Source organism: Uliginosibacterium gangwonense DSM 18521 (genome assembly GCF_000373965.1).
In the GTDB taxonomy this organism is placed as follows: Bacteria; Pseudomonadota; Gammaproteobacteria; order Burkholderiales; family Rhodocyclaceae; genus Uliginosibacterium; species Uliginosibacterium gangwonense.
In genome coordinates this window covers 1-20,499 of sequence record NZ_KB892838.1, presented here as the reverse complement: position 1 = coordinate 20,499, position 20,499 = coordinate 1, and the positions used below count along the sequence as shown (strand labels likewise).

The window sequence follows — 20,499 nt, the reverse complement described above, 5'->3', positions numbered from 1 at the left end:
CCTTGTGTTGTACAAGGTTGGGCCTTTGTGTTTGGAACCTGTCCATGTACCAAAATGATGGTGCGGGCCGGTTTATCAGGGGCTTTCTGCGATCTTCAATATGAGTCTGCTCATCAAACGCCTCGCCCCGGATGCCAAATTTCTGTCGCATGCCGCCGCCTTGCTCCTTGATTTTGCGCATCAAGCCGGGAATCCCTCCGATCTCTCTGCAGCTACGCTGATTCTACCGAACCTCAAGCTTGCCCAGCCGCTTTCCCAGCACATGGTTGAGCAGGCGGGTAGCGCCTTGTTGCTGCCCCGCATGCAGACGTTCTCCAGCTTCGTCGAGCCCTGGGTGGCAGGCTTGAACGCCTTGCCGGATTCCCGCCGCCAGCTTGTTCTGCATGCCCTGCTGCGTGGTAAAGGCTGGTTTGATGAGGCTTTGCTGTGGGATGTGGTGGCTGAACTCATCCAACTCTTTGATGCACTGACCGAGGCCAGTGTCAGCCTACCGATTGACGAAGGCGAATTGCTGGCGAAGTTGGAAGCCGCCTTCGAACTGCATGATTCGGCTTCACTGGCATTTGAGGCCAAGCTCGTCAATACGCTGTGGCTGGCAGAAGCACAGGGACGCCCCTCCCGGATCATGGCGCGTCTGCTCGCTTCCCGCATGGCGGTGGCTTCGCTGCAAGGTCCATTGGTTGTCATGGCGGAGCATCGTGATTACGCTTTGATCGAGCCGATGCTGAATCTGGCTGCGGAGCGTGTGCCAGTGCTGTTGATGGTGCCGGATCGCACTGAAGCACGTGATCTTCTGGCGCATACACTTGCTGCGGTTTGGCCTCAAACAGACAGTGTGTGTCTGCACGAGCGCATGGCTGATGTTGCAACGCAAGAGGCGGAACAGTTTCTTGAGCGAGTCAAATTCATTGCCTGCGAAAACCTGGAATCCTTGGGGCAGGCGGTAGCTGACCAAGTCCTGGCGTGGTTGCACGCAGGCAAGCGTGACATTGCGCTGGTCGCTGCCGACCGCTTGGCCGCACGCCGTGCCCGAGCTTTGCTGGAGCGCAAAGGCGTGCTTGTGCTGGACGAAACCGGCTGGAAGATGGCGACGACCCGGGCCGCCGCCGTGGTGGATGCATGGCTGGAGGTGCTGGCTTCTGATGCCTACCATCGGGCCGTGGTCGATTTGTTACGTGCCCCGCTGGTGTTTGCCGATGTCCCTGCATTGCAGCGTGGAGCGGCTAGCCATCAACTGGAGGCCTTGATTCGGGAACGCAGTCTTGCTAGCGGGCTGGATCGCTTGTTGGCTGAAGCCGGGCCCGAGCACGCCGATGCGGCCGTATTGCTCTTGCGGCTGCGTGAGGCGCGGGAAGTCATGGCGCCGCATCATACCTGTGGGATGGCTGAGTGGTTGCGACGCCTGGAAAAAAGCCTGCAGATTCTGGGGGCAGGTGAAAGTCTGGCGGCAGACATGGCCGGGCGCCAATGGCTCGAATGGTTGCAGGTGCGGATGGGGGAATTGGCTGGGGATGACGAAGGTTTCAGCTTCAATAGCTGGCGAACCTGGTTTAACCGGCAGATGGATGCAGTGTTGTTCCGTGATGAGAGCATCACCAGCCCCCTCATCATGACCCACTTAGCGGCTACACGCCTGCGCCCTTTTGAGGCGGCGATCGTGATCGGCGCCGATTCCGAGCACATGGCGCCCCCAAGCGCTCCGGCTTGGCTGAGCCATGCCGGGGTCCGTCGTCAGCTTGGCTTGCCTGGATTAGAGCTGCAACGCCAACAGTTGCGGGAAGACCTCGCTGGGATGCTGTTGGCAGCAGGGGAAAGTGTGATCGCATGGCAACGCATGCGTCGGGATGAAGAACTGATGCCTGCTGTTGATGTTGCCGTTTTGACTGCAGCGATGCAACTGGCGGCAGGCAGGGAAGTTGTTAAAACGCCCACCACGCATGTGGTGGAAGCCAGTACAGAGATTGCGCCGCCTCTTCCTGCGTGCCCCGCGGTGCCCGAAGAGCGTGTGCCTGAGCGCCTCTCAGCCAGTGCCATGCAGACCCTGCTTGCCTGCCCTTATCGCTACTTTGCCCGTTACGTGCTGCGTCTGGCCGAAATGGATGAGTTGAGCGAGGCGATGGAGAAAAGCGATTTTGGTGAGCAGTTGCATGCCATTTTGAATATTTTTCACCGTCGCTTCCCCTGTCTGGCAGGGCAGGACGATGACCAGTTGTTGTCCGCACTTGAAACGATTACCGAAGAGGCTTTTGCTGAGGTGGTCGCACGTAATTTTCAGGATCATGCTTGGCGGTTGCGTTGGCGGCAGCATCTGGCCAGCTATATCCATTGGCAACGCGAGCGCGAAGCCCAAGGCTGGCGTTGGGTGGAAGGTGAGGTGGACATCCAGCGTGAACATGAATTGGGGCAGCAGCGGCACCTGCGTCTGCAAGGGCGCATTGACCGTAGTGATCGGCGGACGGGTACGGATGGTGAGGAGACCGCTGTGCTGGATTACAAGTCCCGTAGCCAGAGCGCCTTGAAGCGTCAGGTGGCAGACCCGGATGATACGCAATTGGCCTTTTACGCCTTGCTCAAAGGTACGCGCATTGGCGAGGCGGCTTATGTTGCACTCGATGACGAGACTGTGGCAGCTGTGAGCCTGGATGAGCCGGAATCCCGTGCCGAGGCTTTGCAGGACTGCATCACCATGAGTTTTGTTGCCATGTATGAAGGCCAGGGGATGCCTGCCCACGGTGCCGAGAGTGCCTGCGTCTGGTGTGAAATGCGTGGTATCTGCCGCAAGGAGTGGCTGGCATGAGTGCCTTGCAACGCCAACAACAGCGTTTCCATGCCCTGGTCCCCGCTCACAGTGTTGCCGTGGAAGCCTGCGCCGGGAGTGGTAAAACCTGGTTGTTGACTTCGCGCCTGCTGTGTCTTCTGCTTGATGGTGCGCGCCCTGGGCAAATCTTGGCGATTACCTATACCCGTAAGGCCGCACGCGAAATCGAAGCCCGCTTGCGTGGTCTCCTGGCAATGTTGGCGACCGCCGAGGATGGGCGCATCGTCAAAGAACTCTGTGAGCGTGGGCTGTCGCAAGATGAGGCGCAGAGCAAGATCGTAAGCTGCCGCAGCCTGTTTGAAAGTGTCTTGCACGCAGACCCCCCTATTACCATCACCACCTTCCATGGCTGGTTTGCCCGTTTGCTGGGCGGGGCGCCGCTCGATAGTGGGCTGGCTGGTAGAAGCCTGGATGAAGGTGGCGCCAGCCTGCTCGATGAAGCCTGGGTGGTGTTGGCGGCAGAATGCAGCCGCGCACCCGAAAAACCCATGGCCCAATCTCTGCTCTGGCTCTATGCCGAGTTAGGTGCCTGGAATACCCGCAAACTGTTGCGCCGTTTTGTTGACCGCCGTGCAGAGTGGCATGTCTGGCAGAACAAACAGGGTGACACCGAAGGAGCCCTGGCTTGGAGTGACGCTGTATTTGGCGTCGGCTTCGATGTGTTGGCGAGGTTTTTCAATCCTAACCGCCTGCAGGATTTTGCAGACTTTGCCACGGCTTTGACAGGAACCGGTGCGGCAGGCGCCAAAATGGCGACGGCTATCCAGGAGGCATTGGCCTGTGCTGAATGGCCCGAAGCTTTTGCAATACTGGCGTCGGGTCTATTGACGGGTAAAGGTGAGCCGCGTGCGCTCAAGCCTGTCAAGGCCTATCAGGCTTTGCATGGTGAAGCCGGGGTGGAACAACTGCTGCGCCGGTTTGCCGAATTATGCGAAGCCTTGACCGAGGCTCAGGGAGCTTTGCGCGATCAGGATACCGGGGAGTTGAACCGCCACGCCTTGATGGTCGGAGACGCCTTGTTGGCCAAACTCGCGCATATCAAGCAGAGTCGCCGGATCATGGATTTCTCCGATCTGGAAGCGGAAATTGATGGGCTGCTCGCACGCGAGGGGTCCGCCGCGTACCTGCAAGCTCGCCTGGACGCACGCTACAAACATATTCTGCTGGATGAGTTCCAGGATACCAACCCGCTGCAATGGCGCATTCTGCGTGGTTGGCTGGATGCCTATGCCAGTGCGGGCGTGACGCCGCCCAGCGTGTTTCTGGTCGGAGACCCCAAGCAATCCATCTACCGCTTTCGCCGTGCCGAACCCAAGTTGTTTACTGCGGCCGCAAGGTATTTTGAAAAGGAATTCGGAGCCAGCCACCAGAGCAATGCGCACACTTTCCGTAATGCACCGGTGATTGTCGATCTGGTCAATGAACTGTTTGCCGCCGAGCCTTTGTTTGAAGGCTTTACCCCACAAACGACGGAATGGGAAGCGTTACCGGGCAAGGTGGAAGTATTGCCATTGATTCCGGTCAATGCGGCAGACGCTTCCGCTGGCGGAGCTGAAGATACCGGTTTCCGTTTGCCACTCGAAAGCCCCAGGCTTGATGTGGAAGACCAGCGCCGCGCTGCCGAAGCCGCCATCCTGGTGGAGCGGGTTCAGGCTATGGTTGGGGAAGCCGGGCCTGCGATGGCTGTGCGCGGTAAGGACAGGCAGGAACGGCCTGCACGCTATAGTGACATCCTGATCCTGACCCGTCGTACCACTCAACTGGCCGTGTATGAGGCCGCACTGCGCCACGCCGGGATTCCCTTTGTCAGCCCAGGGCGTGGTGGCCTGCTCAATACGCTTGAGGCGCAAGACCTGCTCGCTACGCTGCGTTTCCTGGCCGACCCCGGAGACAATCTGGCCTTGGCGCAGGTATTGCGCATGCCTGCATTTGGCTTGGGAGACGATGTTTTGCTTGCCTTGTCTGCACAGCCTGGGCAGGCTTGGTGGCACTGCTTGCAGAAGCGAGCCAAGCAGGAGGATGTAGGGGAGGAAGTAGGGGATATGGCAGCGCAGGAAGGCGCTGAACGTCGAGCTGTCCGCCTGCTGAGGCGTTGGCTGGATGCCTCACAGTACCTGCCTGCACACGATTTGATCGACCGCATGTTTCATGAGGCACAGTGGCTGGAGCGTTGTCGGGCAGTGTTGCCACCCGCCTTGTGGCCCGGTGTGCATGCCAACCTGGAAGCGCTGCTGGAACTCTCGTTGAATGTGGATGCAGGGCGTTACCCAAGCCTGACCCGCTTTGTCGATGAGCTGCGACGCCTATCGAGCACGGATGAGGAGGCGCCGGACGAAGGCTTGATCGCCAGTGTTTCCGAAGGGCTTGGGCGGGTTCGCATCATGACGATCCACGGCGCCAAAGGTTTGGAAGCGCCGATTGTCTGGCTGATTGATGCAAACAGCAATGCGCGGCCACCGGAAGGCTTTGATGTGGCGCAAGACTGGCCTGCGGATGAACTCTCGCCAGAACATTTTTCGCTGATAGGTAGTCTGGGAGCGGTCGGGCAGGTGCATGTGCCGATCTTGACGAGAGAGCGTGAGGCGGCTCTGCGTGAGGAGTTGAATCTGCTATACGTGGCGATCACCCGTGCCGAGCAGGTTCTGTTTGTGAGTGGTGTGGAATCCGCCCGCAATACAACTGCCGCAACAGCATACAGTCGTGTGGCAGCCGCAGTTGAGCGCTTGGGAAGTGAAACGGGGGTTTGGGGTGACATGCCGGAGCAAGCATTGGCATCTCCGGCAGAACCGCAAACGGCAGGGGATGGCAGCGGGTACGTACCGATCCGCATTGGGGAGCAGCGGCCCGCTCAAGTGCAGATCGACCATGTTGGCATGGCTTTTGGTACGGCACTGCATGCTTGGCTGGAAGCCTATACGCGGGGTGTGCCGACGCCGGAAAGTGTTCCTGAGGTTGTGGCGGCTGCCCGTGGTATCCTCCGCCGCCCACATTTGGCGAAGTTTTTTGATCCGGCAGGGGCATACAAATCGGGCAGTGAGGTAAGTTTCGTGGCCGAAGATGGTTCCATCGGGCGGATTGACCGCTGGGTGGATGATGGTGAGATGATCTGGATTCTGGATTACAAGAGCGGCGGGCGTCCTGAACAGGCGTTGTTGGACAGTTACCGCAGCCAGCTTGCCACCTATTGTAGAGTCATGCGGCAGATTTTCAGCGGCCGGATCGTCAAGGCCCTGTTGATCTTTACTGACGCAGGCGAGCTAGAGGTATAGAGGAGAGCGGATGGAGAAGGCTTGGTTGGCAAGCTACCCCCCAGGGGTGCCTGCCGAGGTGGATGTTGCGCGTTTTTCATCGATTGGCGCGTTGTTTGAGTATGGTGTGGAGCGTTGGGGTGACCGTACCGCCTACTACTGCATGGGCGGGCAACTGAGCTTCCGCCAGGTAGGGGTATTGGCGCGACAGTTTGCCAGCTACCTGCAAAATGAACTCAAGTTGCCCAAGGGCACGCGCATTGCATTGATGATGCCCAACGTGTTGCAGTACCCCGTCAGCCTGTTTGGTGCGATGCTGGGGGGCTACACGGTTGTCAATTGCAACCCGCTCTATACTCCGCGCGAACTGGAACACCAGTTGAAGGATTCGGGTGCCCAGGTGATCGTCATCATCGAGAACTTCGCACATACCTTGCAGAAGGTGATCGACCATACGGTGGTCAAACATGTGGTGGTGGCAAGCCTGGGGGATATGCTGGGGACGGTGCGGGGCGGGCTGATCAACTTTGTGGTACGGCACGTCAAGAAGATGGTGCCGAAGTGGTCTTTACCCAATGCCGTGCGGTTTAACAAGACCCTGAGTCAAGGCGCACGCCAAGCGTTCAAACCCGTGGATGTGAGTTTGCAGGATTTGGCGTTTCTGCAATACACGGGGGGGACGACCGGGGTGGCCAAAGGCGCGATGCTGCGGCACGGCAACCCGCTTGCCAACGTGCTGCAGGCCCATGCCTGGGTGCAAGGTAACTTGTGCGAGGGGCAGGAAGTGGTGGTCACGGCTTTGCCGCTGTATCACATCTTTTCGCTGACCGCGAACTGCATCTTCTTTTTCATGATCGGTGCCAGCAACGTCCTGATTCCCAATCCGCGTGACATTCCCGGCTTTATCAAGGAACTGGCGAAATATCCCTTTACGGTGATTACGGGCGTCAACACACTTTTCAACGCGCTACTCAATCACCCTGACTTTGCCAAGCTGGATTTCTCGCGCCTGCATCTGTCATTGGGCGGCGGCATGGCCACGCAGAAAGCCGTGGCGGACCGCTGGCAACAAGTGACGGGTGGTATGCTGCTGGAAGCCTATGGGCTGACTGAAGCTTCGCCCGCGTTGTGCATCAACCCGGTCAACCTGAAGGCATTTAATGGCGCAATTGGCTTGCCCCTGCCTTCTACCGAACTTTCTTTGCGCGATGAGGATGGCAAGGAAGTCCCTCCTGGCAGCCCCGGCGAATTGTGTGGCCGTGGCCCCCAGGTGATGCTTGGCTATTGGAATGCCCCGGATGAAACCGCCAAGGTGATGACCGAAGATGGTTTCCTGCGCACCGGGGACGTGGCAGTGATGGATGAAGGTGGTTTCTTCCGAGTAGTGGATCGCAAGAAAGATATCATTGTGGTGTCGGGGTTCAACGTCTATCCAAATGAAATCGAGGATGTAGTTGCGACCCACCCTGGTGTGGCAGAGGCGGCTGTGATTGGCGTACCGGATGCTCATTCGGGTGAGGCGGTCAAATTGTTTGTAGTGCGTAAAGACCCCAAGCTGACCGTGGATGACATCATTCGCCATTGCAAGAAGGATCTGACTCGCTACAAGGTTCCACATTTTGTGGAATTTCGTGACAGTTTGCCTAAAACCAATGTAGGAAAAATTCTACGTCGGGCGCTGCGAAACGAGGTCGAAAAGGGCTGAAAGCCTTTCTGGCTGTATGTTATGACGGATGCAGATGGGAGCCGAAAGCTTGATGGGCTCCAAGCGGTACATGCCTTGGGGCACTTGAGGTCGCCGTTTATCTGTGCTTCAATGGAATTGCGTTTCTCACTTCGGTTTAATTTTTCTCCGTGAACTCTGTTTATTGCTCCGCTCCGATCACTGCTGCTGCCCCCGTGGTAGCAGACGTAGTCGTACGCGTAGTAGTAAGCGTAGTCGGCAACGCGCCGTAACGGGGACCAGTTAGACTTAAGGATTTCAACCCCCGCCGGCGCTAGCCGACGGGGGTTTTTCTTGCCCCCTCCGGCTGTCGGCCTAGACAGATTCAGGAGCATTGCGATGCAGATTTCAGGGGCGCAGTTGATTGTTCGCCTGCTTGAGCAGCAGGGCATCACTACCGTGGCAGGCATTCCCGGTGGCGCGGCTTTACCGCTGTACGACGCTTTGGCGGGCAGCACCAAGATTCACCATGTCTTGGCACGCCACGAGCAGGGTGCCGGTTTTATCGCCCAAGGGATGGCACGAGTCAGTGGCCGGGCAGGGGTGTGTATCTCATCCAGCGGGCCAGGGGCGACCAATCTGGTCACGCCGATTGCAGACGCCAAGCTCGATTCCATTCCGCTGGTGTGTATCACCGGGCAAGTGCCTTCATCCATGATCGGTACCGATGCCTTTCAGGAAGTGGATACCTACGGCATTTCCATCCCGGTCACCAAACACAATTGGCTGGTTCACAGCGTTGAAGAGCTGCTGCATGTGATTCCCGAGGCATTCCGCATTGCCGAATCGGGCCGCCCCGGCCCGGTGTGGGTAGATATCCCGAAGGATGTGCAGACGGCCATGATCGAAATTGATGAGCTGCCTGCACCAGGCAAGCGGGATGAGCCTTCCGCAGTCAACATGACGCAGATCCAGCAGGCCGCAGCAATGATCAACGCGGCTGAACGCCCTGTGCTCTATATCGGTGGCGGGGTGATTGCTGCCGAAGCGGCTGCCCAGACCATGATGTTGGCCGAGCAAGGAGGTTTGCCTACGACCATGACGCTGATGGCGCTGGGGGCCATGCCGGTCGATCACCCCTTGTCGGTGGGCATGCTGGGCATGCATGCAGCACGCTATACCAACTATGTGCTGGAAGAGGCAGATCTGTTGATCGTGGTGGGCGCCCGCTTTGATGACCGGGCTATTGGCAAGGCCGAGAAATTCTGCCCGAATGCCTCTGTGATCCACATCGACGTGGATGCTGCCGAACTGGGTAAAATCCGCCGCCCCCATATTGGTATCCAGGCTGATGTGGCGACTGCGTTGGCTGCTTTGCTGCCGCACATCCAGGTCAAATTGCGTGAAAACTGGCTCGAACGGGTTCGTTTGTTGAAGGCTCAGTTCCCGATGCAAATGCTGGACTCGGAAGACCCACGTAGCCATTATGGCTTGGTGCTTGCGGTGGCGGAGGCTTTGGACGATGAAGCTGTCATTGCGACCGATGTGGGGCAGCACCAGATGTGGGTGGCCCAAGCCTACCCCTTGCGACGCGCGCGCCAGTGGCTGACTTCGGGTGGCCTGGGGACCATGGGTTTCGGCATGCCTGCCGCGATTGGGGCCGCCCTGGCTGAACCAGAACGCACCGTGGTCTGTTTCTCGGGCGATGGTAGTCTGAAGATGAACATCCAGGAAATGGCCACCGCCGTGGAAGAAGACGTCAACATCAAGGTGGTGCTGATGAACAACCAGTCGCTAGGCTTGGTGCATCAACAGCAGAACATGTTTTATGGGGAACGTTATTACGCCTCGGATTATCGCAAGAGAACCGATTTTGTGAAGATCGCCGAAGGTTTCGGCATGCACACTTTCGATCTGGACAAGGCGGCCGATCCACGTGCCATGCTTGCCCAGGCGCTGGCAACCAAGGGGCCATGCCTGATCCATTGTTCCATTGACGTCAACCAGAAAGTGTTGCCCATGGTGCCACCGGGGGCAGCCAATACAGAAATGATTGGAGACTGACAGAATGAATGCTGCAATGAAACTGGAGCCTGCGGATAAGGTGATTCTGGAACTGAATGTGCGCAACCATCCGGGTGTAATGACGCATGTATGCGGCCTGTTTGCCCGGCGCGCCTTCAACGTGGAGGGGATTTTGTGCATGCCGGTGGGCGATGGTACAGAGAGCCGCATCTGGCTGCTGGTGCGCGAGGATGAGCGTCTCTCACAAATGATTGCACAGGTGGAGAAGCTGGAGGATGTGATCTCAGTCATCAGGCATGGCGCCAGCCATCTTGTGTTCGACCGTTTAGAAGAATTCTTTGCGTGATCAATGGGGCTGCGGCCCCATTTAATGGGTTAGCCGGGATTCGTGCAAAAACGGGCAGAACCCATTTGAGTATATGATTTGCATACTAAATCCTAGCGCGTGATCTGGCTCAGATCAATGCCCACGAAATACCAGAGCACTGAACCATCGGGCAGCGCATCCTCACGCGCGCATCGGCCAGATTGAACCAGTGTTGCACGAAGTGCTGGTTGGCCGACGATATTTTTCAGTGCCCTCGTGTTGATCTACAACCATAGAAAGTTTCAGTCTTGCCCCCCGGCTGCCTGCTCATATCGGCACGCAAATTACGCGTCTGATCGGAACTCATTCAGCGTTGCCTTGATGCAAAAATAGAAGTCGGATCATTTTTGCTGGCTAGCGAAACGCCAAGCGCTTAACTCAGGTTGGCCGGTAATCGCATGTCAAGACATATTTGTGTCATAGATGTACATGTTATTTCATGCGATATATATGGATATTTCAATTAAAATAGTCGAAATATGGAGTGTTTGTTAGAATGCCGTTCGTCGAATAAATATTATGATTTGTTATTTTTGAATGCTATTGTTGTATGCATATTCAAAGTTTAACGCCAATCAGGTGTTTTCCTTTAAATAAATTCATTGGTGCATTCAAGAGGAGTTGTCGTGATAAACATTGGGCAATGGCGTGTCCGCGAGCTTATACTTCCATCTCTGCTTGGCTTGTTCTGTTTGTATACAGTGCAAACGGAAGCGCAGGTTGTGAGTATCAATCCTGCGACTGAATATCAAACAATCCGAGGTTTCGGAGGCATGAATGGCGCTGGATGGATTAGCGACCTTACGACAGCTCAAGTCGATACTGCCTTTGGTAGTAACCAAGGCCAGCTTGGCCTGTCGATCATGCGGATGCGAATTGACCCCTCGTCCGCCAACTGGGGCACTCAGACCCCCTCCGCAGCACGTGCCCACTCGCTAGGGGCAATTTTACTTGCCACGCCCTGGTCTGCACCTGCCAGCATGAAGTCCAACAAGAGTCTGGTCAACGGCGGCAAGCTATTGCCTGAATATTACAGTGCATATGCTACACACCTGCTAAATTTCACGAACTTCATGGCCCGTAACAATGCGCCGATCTATGCCTTGTCTTTGCAGAATGAACCGGACTGGCATCCGAATTATGAATCAGGAGATTGGGCGGCGAGCGACTTTGTTAATTTTCTTGGTAGTCAGGGCTCACGCCTGAGTTTGCTGAAAGTACTGGCGGCAGAATCTTTGAACTTCAACCAAGCGCTGACCGATCCAATCCTCAAGAGCCCAACGGCCAGCCCTTACGTAAGCATCATAGGCGGACATCTCTACGGTAAAGCGCCACAGGATTACGCGCTTGCGCGCAGCAAGGGTAAAGAATTGTGGATGACCGAACACTACACAGACAATAGTGACGGGAATGCATGGCCCTCCGCCGTTGATGTTGGCACCGAATTGCACAAGTGCATGGCTGCGAACTTCAATGCCTACATCTGGTGGTATATCAGGCGCAGCTATGGCCTGCTGAGCGAAGACGGCAAGGTGAGCAAACGCGGCTATATCATGTCTCAATATGCTCGCTTCGTGCGCCCGGGCTACAAGCGGATCGGTGCTACCGAGAACCCATATCCAGATGTATTTGTCACTGCCTACAAGAGCCCGGACGACAAGATTGTGATGGTCGTTGTAAATAATGGCACGTCTCAACGCACTCTGAATGTAACGCTGCAAGGCAGCAAAGTGAGTTCATTTACCAAATACAGTACCACGCAGGTGCTCAACGTAGGGTACGGTGGTACCTACAAGCTTGTCAGCGGTACAAGCAGCTTTGCAGTTGACCCCAAAAGTGTGACAACTTTTGTGGGGGAGGCCGCCGCAACCACGCCTTCGTTGAGTGCGTCGTCCAGCAGCAGTTCTTCGTCCTCTGGCGGCAGTTCGGTCAGCCAACCACTGACCAAGTCGGCGGCAAGTGTTAGCGCATCCAGCACAACGGCAGCTTCGGTCGAGGCGAGTAATCCCCTGGTCTGGGCAGACGTTCCCGACCCTGATGTGATTAGGGTCGGAAATGTCTACTATATGACCAGCACGACGATGCATATGAGCCCCGGTGTGCCAATCATGAAGTCGACTGACCTAGTAAATTGGAGTGTAGTCAATTATGCCTACGACACACAGGCTGGTGTTAATTTGGAAAATGGCAAGAACGCCTACGGTAAGGGCTCTTGGGCAAGTAGTATCCGCTATGTAAATGGCACCTACTACGTCAGCACTTTTTCATACACTAGCAACAAGACCTACATTTTCAAGACCAAGGATATTGAGAATGGGCCCTGGACTACGTCCACACTCAACGGTGTTTACCACGACAGTTCCTTGTTTTTTGATAACGGCCGAGTGTTTCTTGCTTACGGGAGTGATGACATCAAGCTCATCGAACTCACCGCCGACGCTTCAGCCATCAAACAAGGTGGCTTGAATCAAACGATCATTGCGAAGGCATCTTCCGTTGCAGGCTCTAGCTTCATCGTTGCAGCCGAAGGTACCCATCTTCAAAAGATCAATGGCCGATATTATATTTCGCTCATCAGTTGGCCCTCGGGTAAGGGGCGCTCGCAAATCATCTATCGTGCCAGCAATCTAACCGGTCCGTATGAAGGGCGGGTTGCATTGCAAGATCAAGGCGTCGCACAAGGTGGCCTAATCGATACCCCGTCAGGCACATGGTATGCATTTCTGTTCCGCGATAGTGGTGCAGTGGGGCGTATCCCCTACCTCGTCCCAGTCTCATGGCAGGATGGGTGGCCGGTAATGGGAGTCGCGGGCAAGGTACCACAAAAGCTCGGTTTCTACGTTGCAGGCCAAGGAGTGAATGGTATTGTCAGCTCCGACGAGTTCAACGAGGGGCAGCAGAGCATTTACAAGCTTCCTTTGGTTTGGCAATGGAACCACAACCCGGATAACAACGGCTGGTCACTTGCCAAAAAGCCTGGCTATCTGCGCCTGACTACGACGCGGGTGGATGCTGATTTCCTCAGTGCCCGCAACTCCCTGACACAACGCGCCTACGGCCCACAAAGCTCTGCAGTCGTTGCGTTGGAAACTTCAGGCATGAAGGATGGTGACTATGCGGGCCTCGGCGCTTTGCAGACCCAATATGGACTGATTGGGGTCAAGAAATCGGGCAATGCCACCGCCGTGGTCATGACAGACGCAAGCACCGGCACTCCAAAAGAAGCGGCTACAATTGGTTTGACCCAAAACCGGATTTATCTGCGCATTGATATGGACTTCCGCAACCAAACCGATCAAGCGAAGTTTTACTACAGCCTTGATGGAACAAGCTGGAAGGTGATTGGCAATACGCTCCATATGACATATGACCTCAAGCAATTCATAGGCTATCGGTTTGCCTTATTCAACTTTGGGACAAAATCCGCTGGGGGATCGGCTGACTTCGACTATTTCCGACTGCAGTAAAATTCCCCGATCACAGGGAAAAATCAGCCGTATCTGCTTCAATCTGGACGGGAAGAAGCTCTACGCAGCCAGTTGGAGCGGCAGGGGGTACGGGAGTCTTTGTTTGAGGCGCGGCAGTCATTTTGTGACGACGTCATCAAGCACTTACACACGGGAGACCATTCAGCAGTCTCCCGTGTGGTAGGTGTTTGCTGCGTTAGCGATTACTGCTTGAGGCTGTTTTCATCCAGCAAACTCGTTACCCAAACCAGGGGGGCGTTCCAGTTGACGGCGACTTCATTCATCGTCCAGGCGCCAATATCGTCAGTCCAGCAGGTCTGTTGTACACATTTTCCCTTGAGGCGGATGGCAACAGGGTCAGTGAAGTTGATCGAGTTGGGCCCACCAGCAATGACTCCAGGTGGCACCAGTGGCGAGGACGCGTCGTTCTGGTGAGACCAGAAGCGATGGTGCGGATTCCGCAGCGGGCGATAGCCGTAGCCGGAGATATAGGATTGATCCAACGGATTGCGGCCCAGGAGGTAATCCATTGAGTCGGCCAGAAGTTGCAGGTACTTGCGCTCACCCGTAAAGTCATAAGCCTGCGCCAACACCAGACCACGATTCAGAATCGCAGAGTTGGACCCCCAGGAGTACTCCTTCGCCTTGAAGGGAATGACGTAACCCTCCTGCTCAGCCTGTTTGGCATAGCCCTGTGCAGTCGCAACCAGGTTTGCACGTGCCCGGCTCACATCAGCAGGTGCCAGCTTGTTGGGGATTGATGCCAGCGTAATGGTCCCTGCCAGATGCATGTCAGCCCAGAACAGGTCGCCAGCGCCACTGATGTCGCCACTGGCGGCGGCCAGATAATACGGCGAGGCCTTCATTGCCTTCTCGTATTCGGCTGCGCCCGTGGTGGTGAAGAGTTCTGCTGCGGCCCAGTAGAATTCATCCTTCAGATCGTAGTCTTCATAGGGACCGGAGCCTGTGAAGTTGTCATAGGCATACACTTCTGGGTTCTTCGTGGCAGCCTTCCAGGCGCGTTCGGCGGCGGTGAGGCAACGCTTGGCATATTCCGGGTCCTGGGTCTTCCAGACACGGGCGCACTGTGCAGCAGTACCAGCGAGGTTCAAGGTGGCTGCCGTCGTCGGATAGCTCAGGTAGCGCGCTTGCGGATCCTTGTGCGGCGGGGTCGGGAGCCCGGTCCACTTCTCGTCAGCAACCTTGTGAAAGACCATGCCGGAGGCATCAATCTTGCTCAGTTCGAGCTTGTTGATTCTGTTGAGCTGGTTGCCCACAGGCACCGCAACTTGCTTGCCTTCTGGCACCTGCATGGCGAGCATGAAGTCCATCTGCCAGCGTGCTTCGTCAAGCAGATCATTCTTCCCATTGGCATTTTCGGGGATTTTTGCCTTGCCATCGGAGAAAGCGTCCTTGTCGCTGGTTTTCACCAGCTGGCTACGCTCATAGAGGTTCATCAGGGTCCAGGTGGCAAGCCCGCCATTGACCACATACTTGCCCTGATCACCCGCGTCGTACCAGCCACCGGTTACATCCAGCGAGAAATCGCAGCCTGGCCACTTATTGCCTTTGTCATCAAGCTTGTCAAAGCATGTGACCTTTTCCGGTTTGTGGCCTGCCGGGCGCGCCAGATCAGGGCGCTGCACGTATTGGGCTGCGATATCGATACCACTGCGCTGTTGGTAGAAAAACGACAGGGCGTCGAATTTCAGCTTGTGATAGACATCATTTCCGATTGCAAATGGATGGCTCTTTTTGCCTGCAACGTCCAGCACCAGACCATTTGCTTGGGTGGTGACACTGCTGAAATCCGCGATATGGAGGAACTCGCCAGAAGCTTCATTCTGGCCAAACACTGTTGTTTGCCCTTGTGTCACCACTTTGCCGTTGCTATCGAAAAGAGACCATGGTTGCGGTGCCTTTTCGTTACTGGCGATCGTTGCACGCTTGAGTGCATGGGTGAGATAGCCGACCTGATTGACGCGTACCGTTGGCAGCTTGGCGGCACTGTCATCCGCCTTGGCCGTGATGTGCGGCCCAATAATGGAGACATCACCTACGCATATGGTATTGGGCTTTTGCGCGCCCATCTGGAACTGGAAGACACCTTTTTCGTCGTTGACGGGCTGGGTGAAGTCAAATTCGTAACTGTTATCATCCTTGCTAACTGCAATGTCTCGCACGATGTAACTGGTGTAAGGAGCTGTTTCGTGTTGCACCAGCATCTTCATTGAAGTACCCAGTTGCGCCCGGGTCTTGAACCGCACAACATAATGAGCGCCCTTGTGCAGGTTCAGGCCGGACTGCCCCAGGATCACATCCCAAGGGGTGCTACCAGCTTGCCCGAATGAGGCACAACCCATTTTGTCCTGAGCCTTGAGGGTCGCGCCTGCAGTCCACCACGGATCAGTGCCTTGACTGAAATTTCCATTCAGCAAGAGTTCTTCGCTTGCCCCCTGAGTTGCCATGTTTGTACCCGCGCAGCCTTGCAGGCCCGCCATACAAGACAGAGCCAGCGTCAGGCTCGTCAATTTCAGAGAATTCACTCTCAAGTCATCCACGATTTGTCTCCAGTACTATTATTGATAGGGTAAACGCGGGGAATAGCGGCGCAATGATGGCGCTTGAGGGATTATCCTTCCCCCGAAGTACCACGGCCGCACACTCCACGACAACACGCCTGGGCGCTGTTCGACGCATACTAAGACGGGCAAACGGACTTGCCCATGCGCGGATCAATGCTCGGTTTACCCTTTTCGCGGATCGCAAAAAGTGTGTTGTAATGAGTAGGGGAAAAAACGGAGTACCACGTTCATGCAAATATTGCCTTTGGGTACGGAAGGTGCGTTGGAGAATATTTTCCAGCAAAACCTCTCTACCACCTTTGAACTACGTGCTGCACATTTCCGTCGCGTGAGCGCGGGCTGGGCTTATCCGCGCCATAGCCATACCGATTTTGAGTTGATCTACGTTGTTGAGGGTGAGCAGGAGGTCTTGCTTTCGAACAGCCGTATTCTGCAAAAACAGGGGGATCTTCTGCTCTATACCCCTGGGGAGTCCCATGTGAATCGTAACGCAGGCGCTGAAACACTCAGCTTTTACTGCCTGCATTTTGATATTGACGATCCGATGATGCGGCAGATCCTGTGCCTTTCCGGAACATGCCATTACCGCGCAGGCGAACCGGTGACACAGGCTCTGTCCGCCAAAATACAGCGGTTGATTGAACTGGTGCGGCAGCCTTCCACGTTCCTGCTGGCCGACAGGTTGGAATCAGTCTCTGCGCTGTGCGAATTCCTTGCTGAACTGGCCCGCACCCTTGCGGCGCAGCTCGATAATGCCCAACCCTTGCAGTTGCAGGTTCTCCAGATGACCAGGCAACTGGCCGACTGGATTACCATGCAGGTCGAGTTGCCTGAGACCGAGCAAAGCATTGAAGCGCTGATTACGAAATTGGGGTATAGCACGGCGCATGGCTGTGCCTTATTCAGTAAGGTATACGGCATGTCGCCCCGGCGTTACCGTTCACAGATGAAACTCAAACGTGCGCGCATGCTGCTCTTCGACAACAATTTGTCGATACAGCAGGTTGGCGAGAAACTCGGTTATGCCGATGTGGCGCATTTTTCACGCCAGTTCAAGCGATGGACTTCTATTTCGCCGCAGGCATATCGTCAGCAGATGAGTTCAGCGAACTCCATCTCCAGCTAAGGCACAAACTGCTTTTTTCAGCTCTTTCCGTGTGTTGGGTGTCGCTTCCAAGGGGATTGCGTTTTCCTGAATTGTGAAATGCACATAGTTTAGAAAGCGCAGAAAGACAATCCCCACTATTTTCTACTACACATTTTTACGATCCGGGAAAAGGGTAAACCGAGCATTGATCCGAACATGGGCAACACTCTGCAGCAGTCTTACCATGCAGCGGGCAGTGTTGTGAAGTGTGATCATTATGCCGTATGGGAAACATAGATTTCCCGGTGCCAATGCTGCATGCTGCACTGCACGCTTACCCAATCGATAACAATTCTGGAGACAAATCGTGGATGCCTTGAGAGTGAACTCCCTGAAGTTGACGAACGTAGCATTGGCTGTGCTGGCCTGTAATACCTTGGTGGCATGTGGTGGTAGCAGTAGTGATTCTGCACCCGCAACTTCTTCTTCAACGCCTTCCGGTTCATCCGGAGGAAGCGGAACTTGCACGGGGTGCGTTGCGTTCGCTACTCCGTCGTCAGCCTCTACAACGGCTGAAGGAGGATTTATTGACACCTATGGCTATGCAGATACTGCAGCCACAAAGCAGGTTATTACACCTGTGGCATTTTCATCCGGAATTGTGACGTACAGTGAAGTTCTGTCGGGCGACCCGACGTATGCGGGTATTGCGCTGCGGTTTTCCGCACCTGGCAATGCAACAGCGGCAGGTTCTACTACCTACAATGCAGCCAGTTACGGCAATCTGAAAATCAAACTGACCACGACCAATACCGGGGATTCTGTAATCAAGGTCATGTTGCAGCCCCATCCTGTCGATACAAGTGGCTGCGCATACACGGGGTCAATCAACGTAACGCCTGGTGCTACCTTGCAGGAATATACGCTGCCTCTTACAACGGCTTCTTTCACTTTCCCGAATACCGGCGCCTGCACCAGCGTAACCCCGCCAACCCTGGCTTCGATCAAGGCTGCTCTGTATGCCATTGATGTTCGCAATGAAGCAAACAGCAATGGCTCACATGATGTAAAGGTTGAGTATGTGAAGCTGTCTAACTAAATGTAGTCGCTACATACACTTATAAAATACAGGAGACAAAAATGCATAAAAACGTGATTACTGCTGCGTTCGTGGTAGCTGCTGCGGTTTCTGCTATGCCTGTACACGCCACTAATTTCTTTGAAGGCTTTGATGGAACGGGTGGGGCAGGTTCTGCATGGGAAACCGCCAACTGGGCCAATGGTGACATTTTCGGTTGCACCTTTGCTTACAGCGAGGTCTGGCGCACCGGCCAAGGGACGCTTCAGCTCAATGTAAATTCGAGCAACTCCAGTAATATGCGTTGTGCAGAGATTCGTACCTGGCAGTCGTTTACATACGGTAAGTTCGTCACGCGTATGCAACCAGGCACTATTCAAGGGGGAGATAGCTCATTTTTTCTGTATACAGGAAACGCTGGCACATCCAATCACTTTGAAATCGATATTGAGTTCATCAATGCTGGCCGTACCTTGCACACCAATGTCTGGACGGCAGGCAAGCAGAACTATCAGCAATTTGCAGTGGCCACAGGCTGGCGTACCATCGGTTTTGAATGGCGCCCTACCTTTGTGCGTTGGTTCAATGTGGATGACGCTGGCGTGGAGCATGAATTTCGTCGTGTAAACACCAGTATAACGGCCCCCATGCGTTTGATGCTGAACCATTGGGTCGGCAACAATTCTGCTGGCGCCAAGAACTTTGTAGGCACCTACACAGGTGGCGGTGGTGGCGCTCTGTATGATTGGGTGAAGGTTAGCGATTAATCAGGCGTTGCGTCGTTCAAGAACGCGTCAACGCAATGAAGAAAGCCTATCCGAATGTGGGGCTTGGCATTGCGTTGAACATCAGCGCCAAAGTTAACAAAGGAAATGCATGAGCCTAGCCTGAATAGAGCTTCATGGCCGGTCTGAAAGCTAGATCGGCCATTTTTCCGTATGCAGGTCAATGGCTGATAAAGACGAATTTCAGCCCAACCATCTCCCTATAAAGTACTACTGACATCTTGCCTCTAACTTTTAGCCGAAGTTATTAAGCGTATTTTACATATTCATCAACATCTCACCCAGTCATTGATTGAGTGGGATGTTTGTCATTTTGCGGTTTCTTCATCTCATTTTTTATTCAGAAGTTCTTGTCATGAAACTTGGCCATGCCATCCGACTTGTCCCTACATGGGGATGAGCGGTTGTGCGTCTGTCGTTGCGGGACTGGTGCGTCGGAGTCTGCCGGATTGAACACCTTGTTTGTCGAACTGATCGGTTTTCGGCGCCAGCGCGAGCATCTGGAGTTTCTGGAAGAAATCAACCAGCGCCTAAAATTGTGCTCGCAGGTGTCAACCTAGTTCAGGACGGGTCAGGTTTATCCCTCTATTTCAACCATCAGTCAGAGTTGCAAACAAGTGTAAATGATGCTCGGATATAGTCGTATGCTAGGAGGGTTGCTATGGCCATGAGTTTATTCAAAAGTTCCCGTGCCTTGACAGTCAAGAGCGCCGCGATCCCCGAAGTGATGGGCCAAGCGGCCCTGGTGCCGCTGAAGCTCGAAGGTCACGAAGGCATCAATAGCCTCTTCGAATACACCCTCACGCTGCAGACCCCGGATGCACTCAACTTCAAAGCCGGACTGGGCAGCAACTACGCGCTGGAGACCTTCATTGGTCAAGAGATCAGCTGCCAGATCGAACTCGAAGGCTATGGGCACTTCATGGAAGGGCTCTCGGGTGCGGCGGGTGCTGTTAATCAAGGTGCAGGCGTGCGGGAGATCAACGCACTCATCACCGATGCCCGTTTCCTGGGCGAAGACAGCCGTCATGCCCTCTATGAACTCACGCTCCGTCCCTGGCTGCATCTGGCTACACTGACCACCGACTGCAAAGTCTTTCAGGACCAAACCCCTGTCCAGGTCATTGACGCCGTCCTCGCCGACTATCCCTTCCCCGTTGAAAAACGCCTGATCGAAACCTATCCCGTCCGCGACTACTGCGTCCAATACAACGAAACCGACTACGACTTCCTCACCCGGCTCCTGCAAGAGTGGGGCATCAACTACCACTTCGAACACCAAGACAGCCACCACCGCCTCATCCTCGCCGACCATAACGGCGCCTACCGCCCCAACCAACCCGATGAGGCCACCAGCGCCTACCACCGCATCCCCT

Annotated in this window: 11 protein-coding genes; 10 read left to right on the top strand and 1 reads right to left on the bottom strand. The window is 55.2% G+C overall.

All coding sequences use genetic code 11. The features are described 5' to 3' along the window. Positions 1 to 100 precede the first annotated feature (100 nt). The 6 genes from B145_RS24785 to B145_RS28040 all read left to right on the top strand — a co-directional run bounded on the left by B145_RS24785 (position 101) and on the right by B145_RS28040 (position 13,588). On the top strand, positions 101 to 2,797 hold the full coding sequence (locus B145_RS24785) for a PD-(D/E)XK nuclease family protein (RefSeq protein WP_018606332.1): 2,697 nt from the start codon (positions 101 to 103) through the stop codon (positions 2,795 to 2,797). After that, on the top strand, positions 2,794 to 6,087 hold the full coding sequence (locus B145_RS0107455; protein WP_018606331.1) for a UvrD-helicase domain-containing protein: 3,294 nt from the start codon (positions 2,794 to 2,796) through the stop codon (positions 6,085 to 6,087). The genes B145_RS24785 and B145_RS0107455 overlap by 4 nt, the downstream gene beginning before the upstream one ends. 10 nt (positions 6,088 to 6,097) lie before the next feature. Then, a complete protein-coding gene (locus B145_RS0107450; protein ID WP_018606330.1) occupies positions 6,098 to 7,771 on the top strand; it encodes a long-chain-fatty-acid--CoA ligase in 1,674 nt (557 codons plus the stop codon). A gap of 357 nt (positions 7,772 to 8,128) precedes the next feature. Then, on the top strand, positions 8,129 to 9,793 hold the full coding sequence (ilvB, locus tag B145_RS0107445; RefSeq protein ID WP_018606329.1) for an acetolactate synthase large subunit: 1,665 nt from the start codon (positions 8,129 to 8,131) through the stop codon (positions 9,791 to 9,793). A gap of 4 nt (positions 9,794 to 9,797) precedes the next feature. After that, positions 9,798 to 10,100 (top strand): acetolactate synthase small subunit, encoded by a 303-nt coding sequence (gene ilvN / locus B145_RS0107440; RefSeq protein WP_018606327.1) that lies wholly within the window; start codon positions 9,798 to 9,800, stop codon positions 10,098 to 10,100. 647 nt (positions 10,101 to 10,747) lie between these two features. After that, complete coding sequence (locus B145_RS28040; RefSeq protein WP_211209780.1) at positions 10,748 to 13,588, top strand: family 43 glycosylhydrolase; 2,841 nt, start codon at positions 10,748 to 10,750, stop codon at positions 13,586 to 13,588. 203 nt (positions 13,589 to 13,791) lie between these two features. On the opposite strand, the gene B145_RS0107430 is transcribed toward B145_RS28040, so the two are convergent. Next, a complete protein-coding gene (locus tag B145_RS0107430; RefSeq protein ID WP_018606323.1) occupies positions 13,792 to 16,149 on the bottom strand; it encodes a glycoside hydrolase family 9 protein in 2,358 nt (785 codons plus the stop codon). Between the two features lie 253 nt (positions 16,150 to 16,402). Here B145_RS0107430 and B145_RS0107425 point away from each other — a divergent pair, with 253 nt between their 5' ends. The 4 genes from B145_RS0107425 to B145_RS24775 all read left to right on the top strand — a co-directional run. Continuing rightward, a complete protein-coding gene (locus tag B145_RS0107425; protein ID WP_018606322.1) occupies positions 16,403 to 17,299 on the top strand; it encodes a helix-turn-helix domain-containing protein in 897 nt (298 codons plus the stop codon). A 328-nt stretch (positions 17,300 to 17,627) separates the two neighbouring features. Further along, positions 17,628 to 18,359 (top strand): hypothetical protein, encoded by a 732-nt coding sequence (locus tag B145_RS28570; RefSeq protein ID WP_157288315.1) that lies wholly within the window; start codon positions 17,628 to 17,630, stop codon positions 18,357 to 18,359. Positions 18,360 to 18,400: 41 nt separating this feature from the next. Next, positions 18,401 to 19,105, top strand: a complete 705-nt coding sequence (locus tag B145_RS0107415; protein WP_018606320.1) for a family 16 glycosylhydrolase — start codon at positions 18,401 to 18,403, stop codon at positions 19,103 to 19,105. 685 nt (positions 19,106 to 19,790) lie between these two features. Next, positions 19,791 to 20,499 (top strand): type VI secretion system Vgr family protein (locus tag B145_RS24775; protein WP_245541838.1); only part of this gene is annotated, 709 nt, incomplete at its 3' end.

Bases quoted from the DNA above. Each gene is read 5' to 3' on its own strand.
- B145_RS24785 (WP_018606332.1), top strand. From the start codon at position 101: ATGAGTCTGCTCATCAAACGCCTCGCCCCGGATGCCAAATTTCTGTCG.
- B145_RS0107455 (WP_018606331.1), top strand. From the start codon at position 2,794: ATGAGTGCCTTGCAACGCCAACAACAGCGTTTCCATGCCCTGGTCCCC.
- B145_RS0107450 (WP_018606330.1), top strand. From the start codon at position 6,098: ATGGAGAAGGCTTGGTTGGCAAGCTACCCCCCAGGGGTGCCTGCCGAG.
- ilvB (WP_018606329.1), top strand. From the start codon at position 8,129: ATGCAGATTTCAGGGGCGCAGTTGATTGTTCGCCTGCTTGAGCAGCAG.
- ilvN (WP_018606327.1), top strand. From the start codon at position 9,798: ATGAATGCTGCAATGAAACTGGAGCCTGCGGATAAGGTGATTCTGGAA.
- B145_RS0107425 (WP_018606322.1), top strand. From the start codon at position 16,403: ATGCAAATATTGCCTTTGGGTACGGAAGGTGCGTTGGAGAATATTTTC.
- B145_RS0107415 (WP_018606320.1), top strand. From the start codon at position 18,401: ATGCATAAAAACGTGATTACTGCTGCGTTCGTGGTAGCTGCTGCGGTT.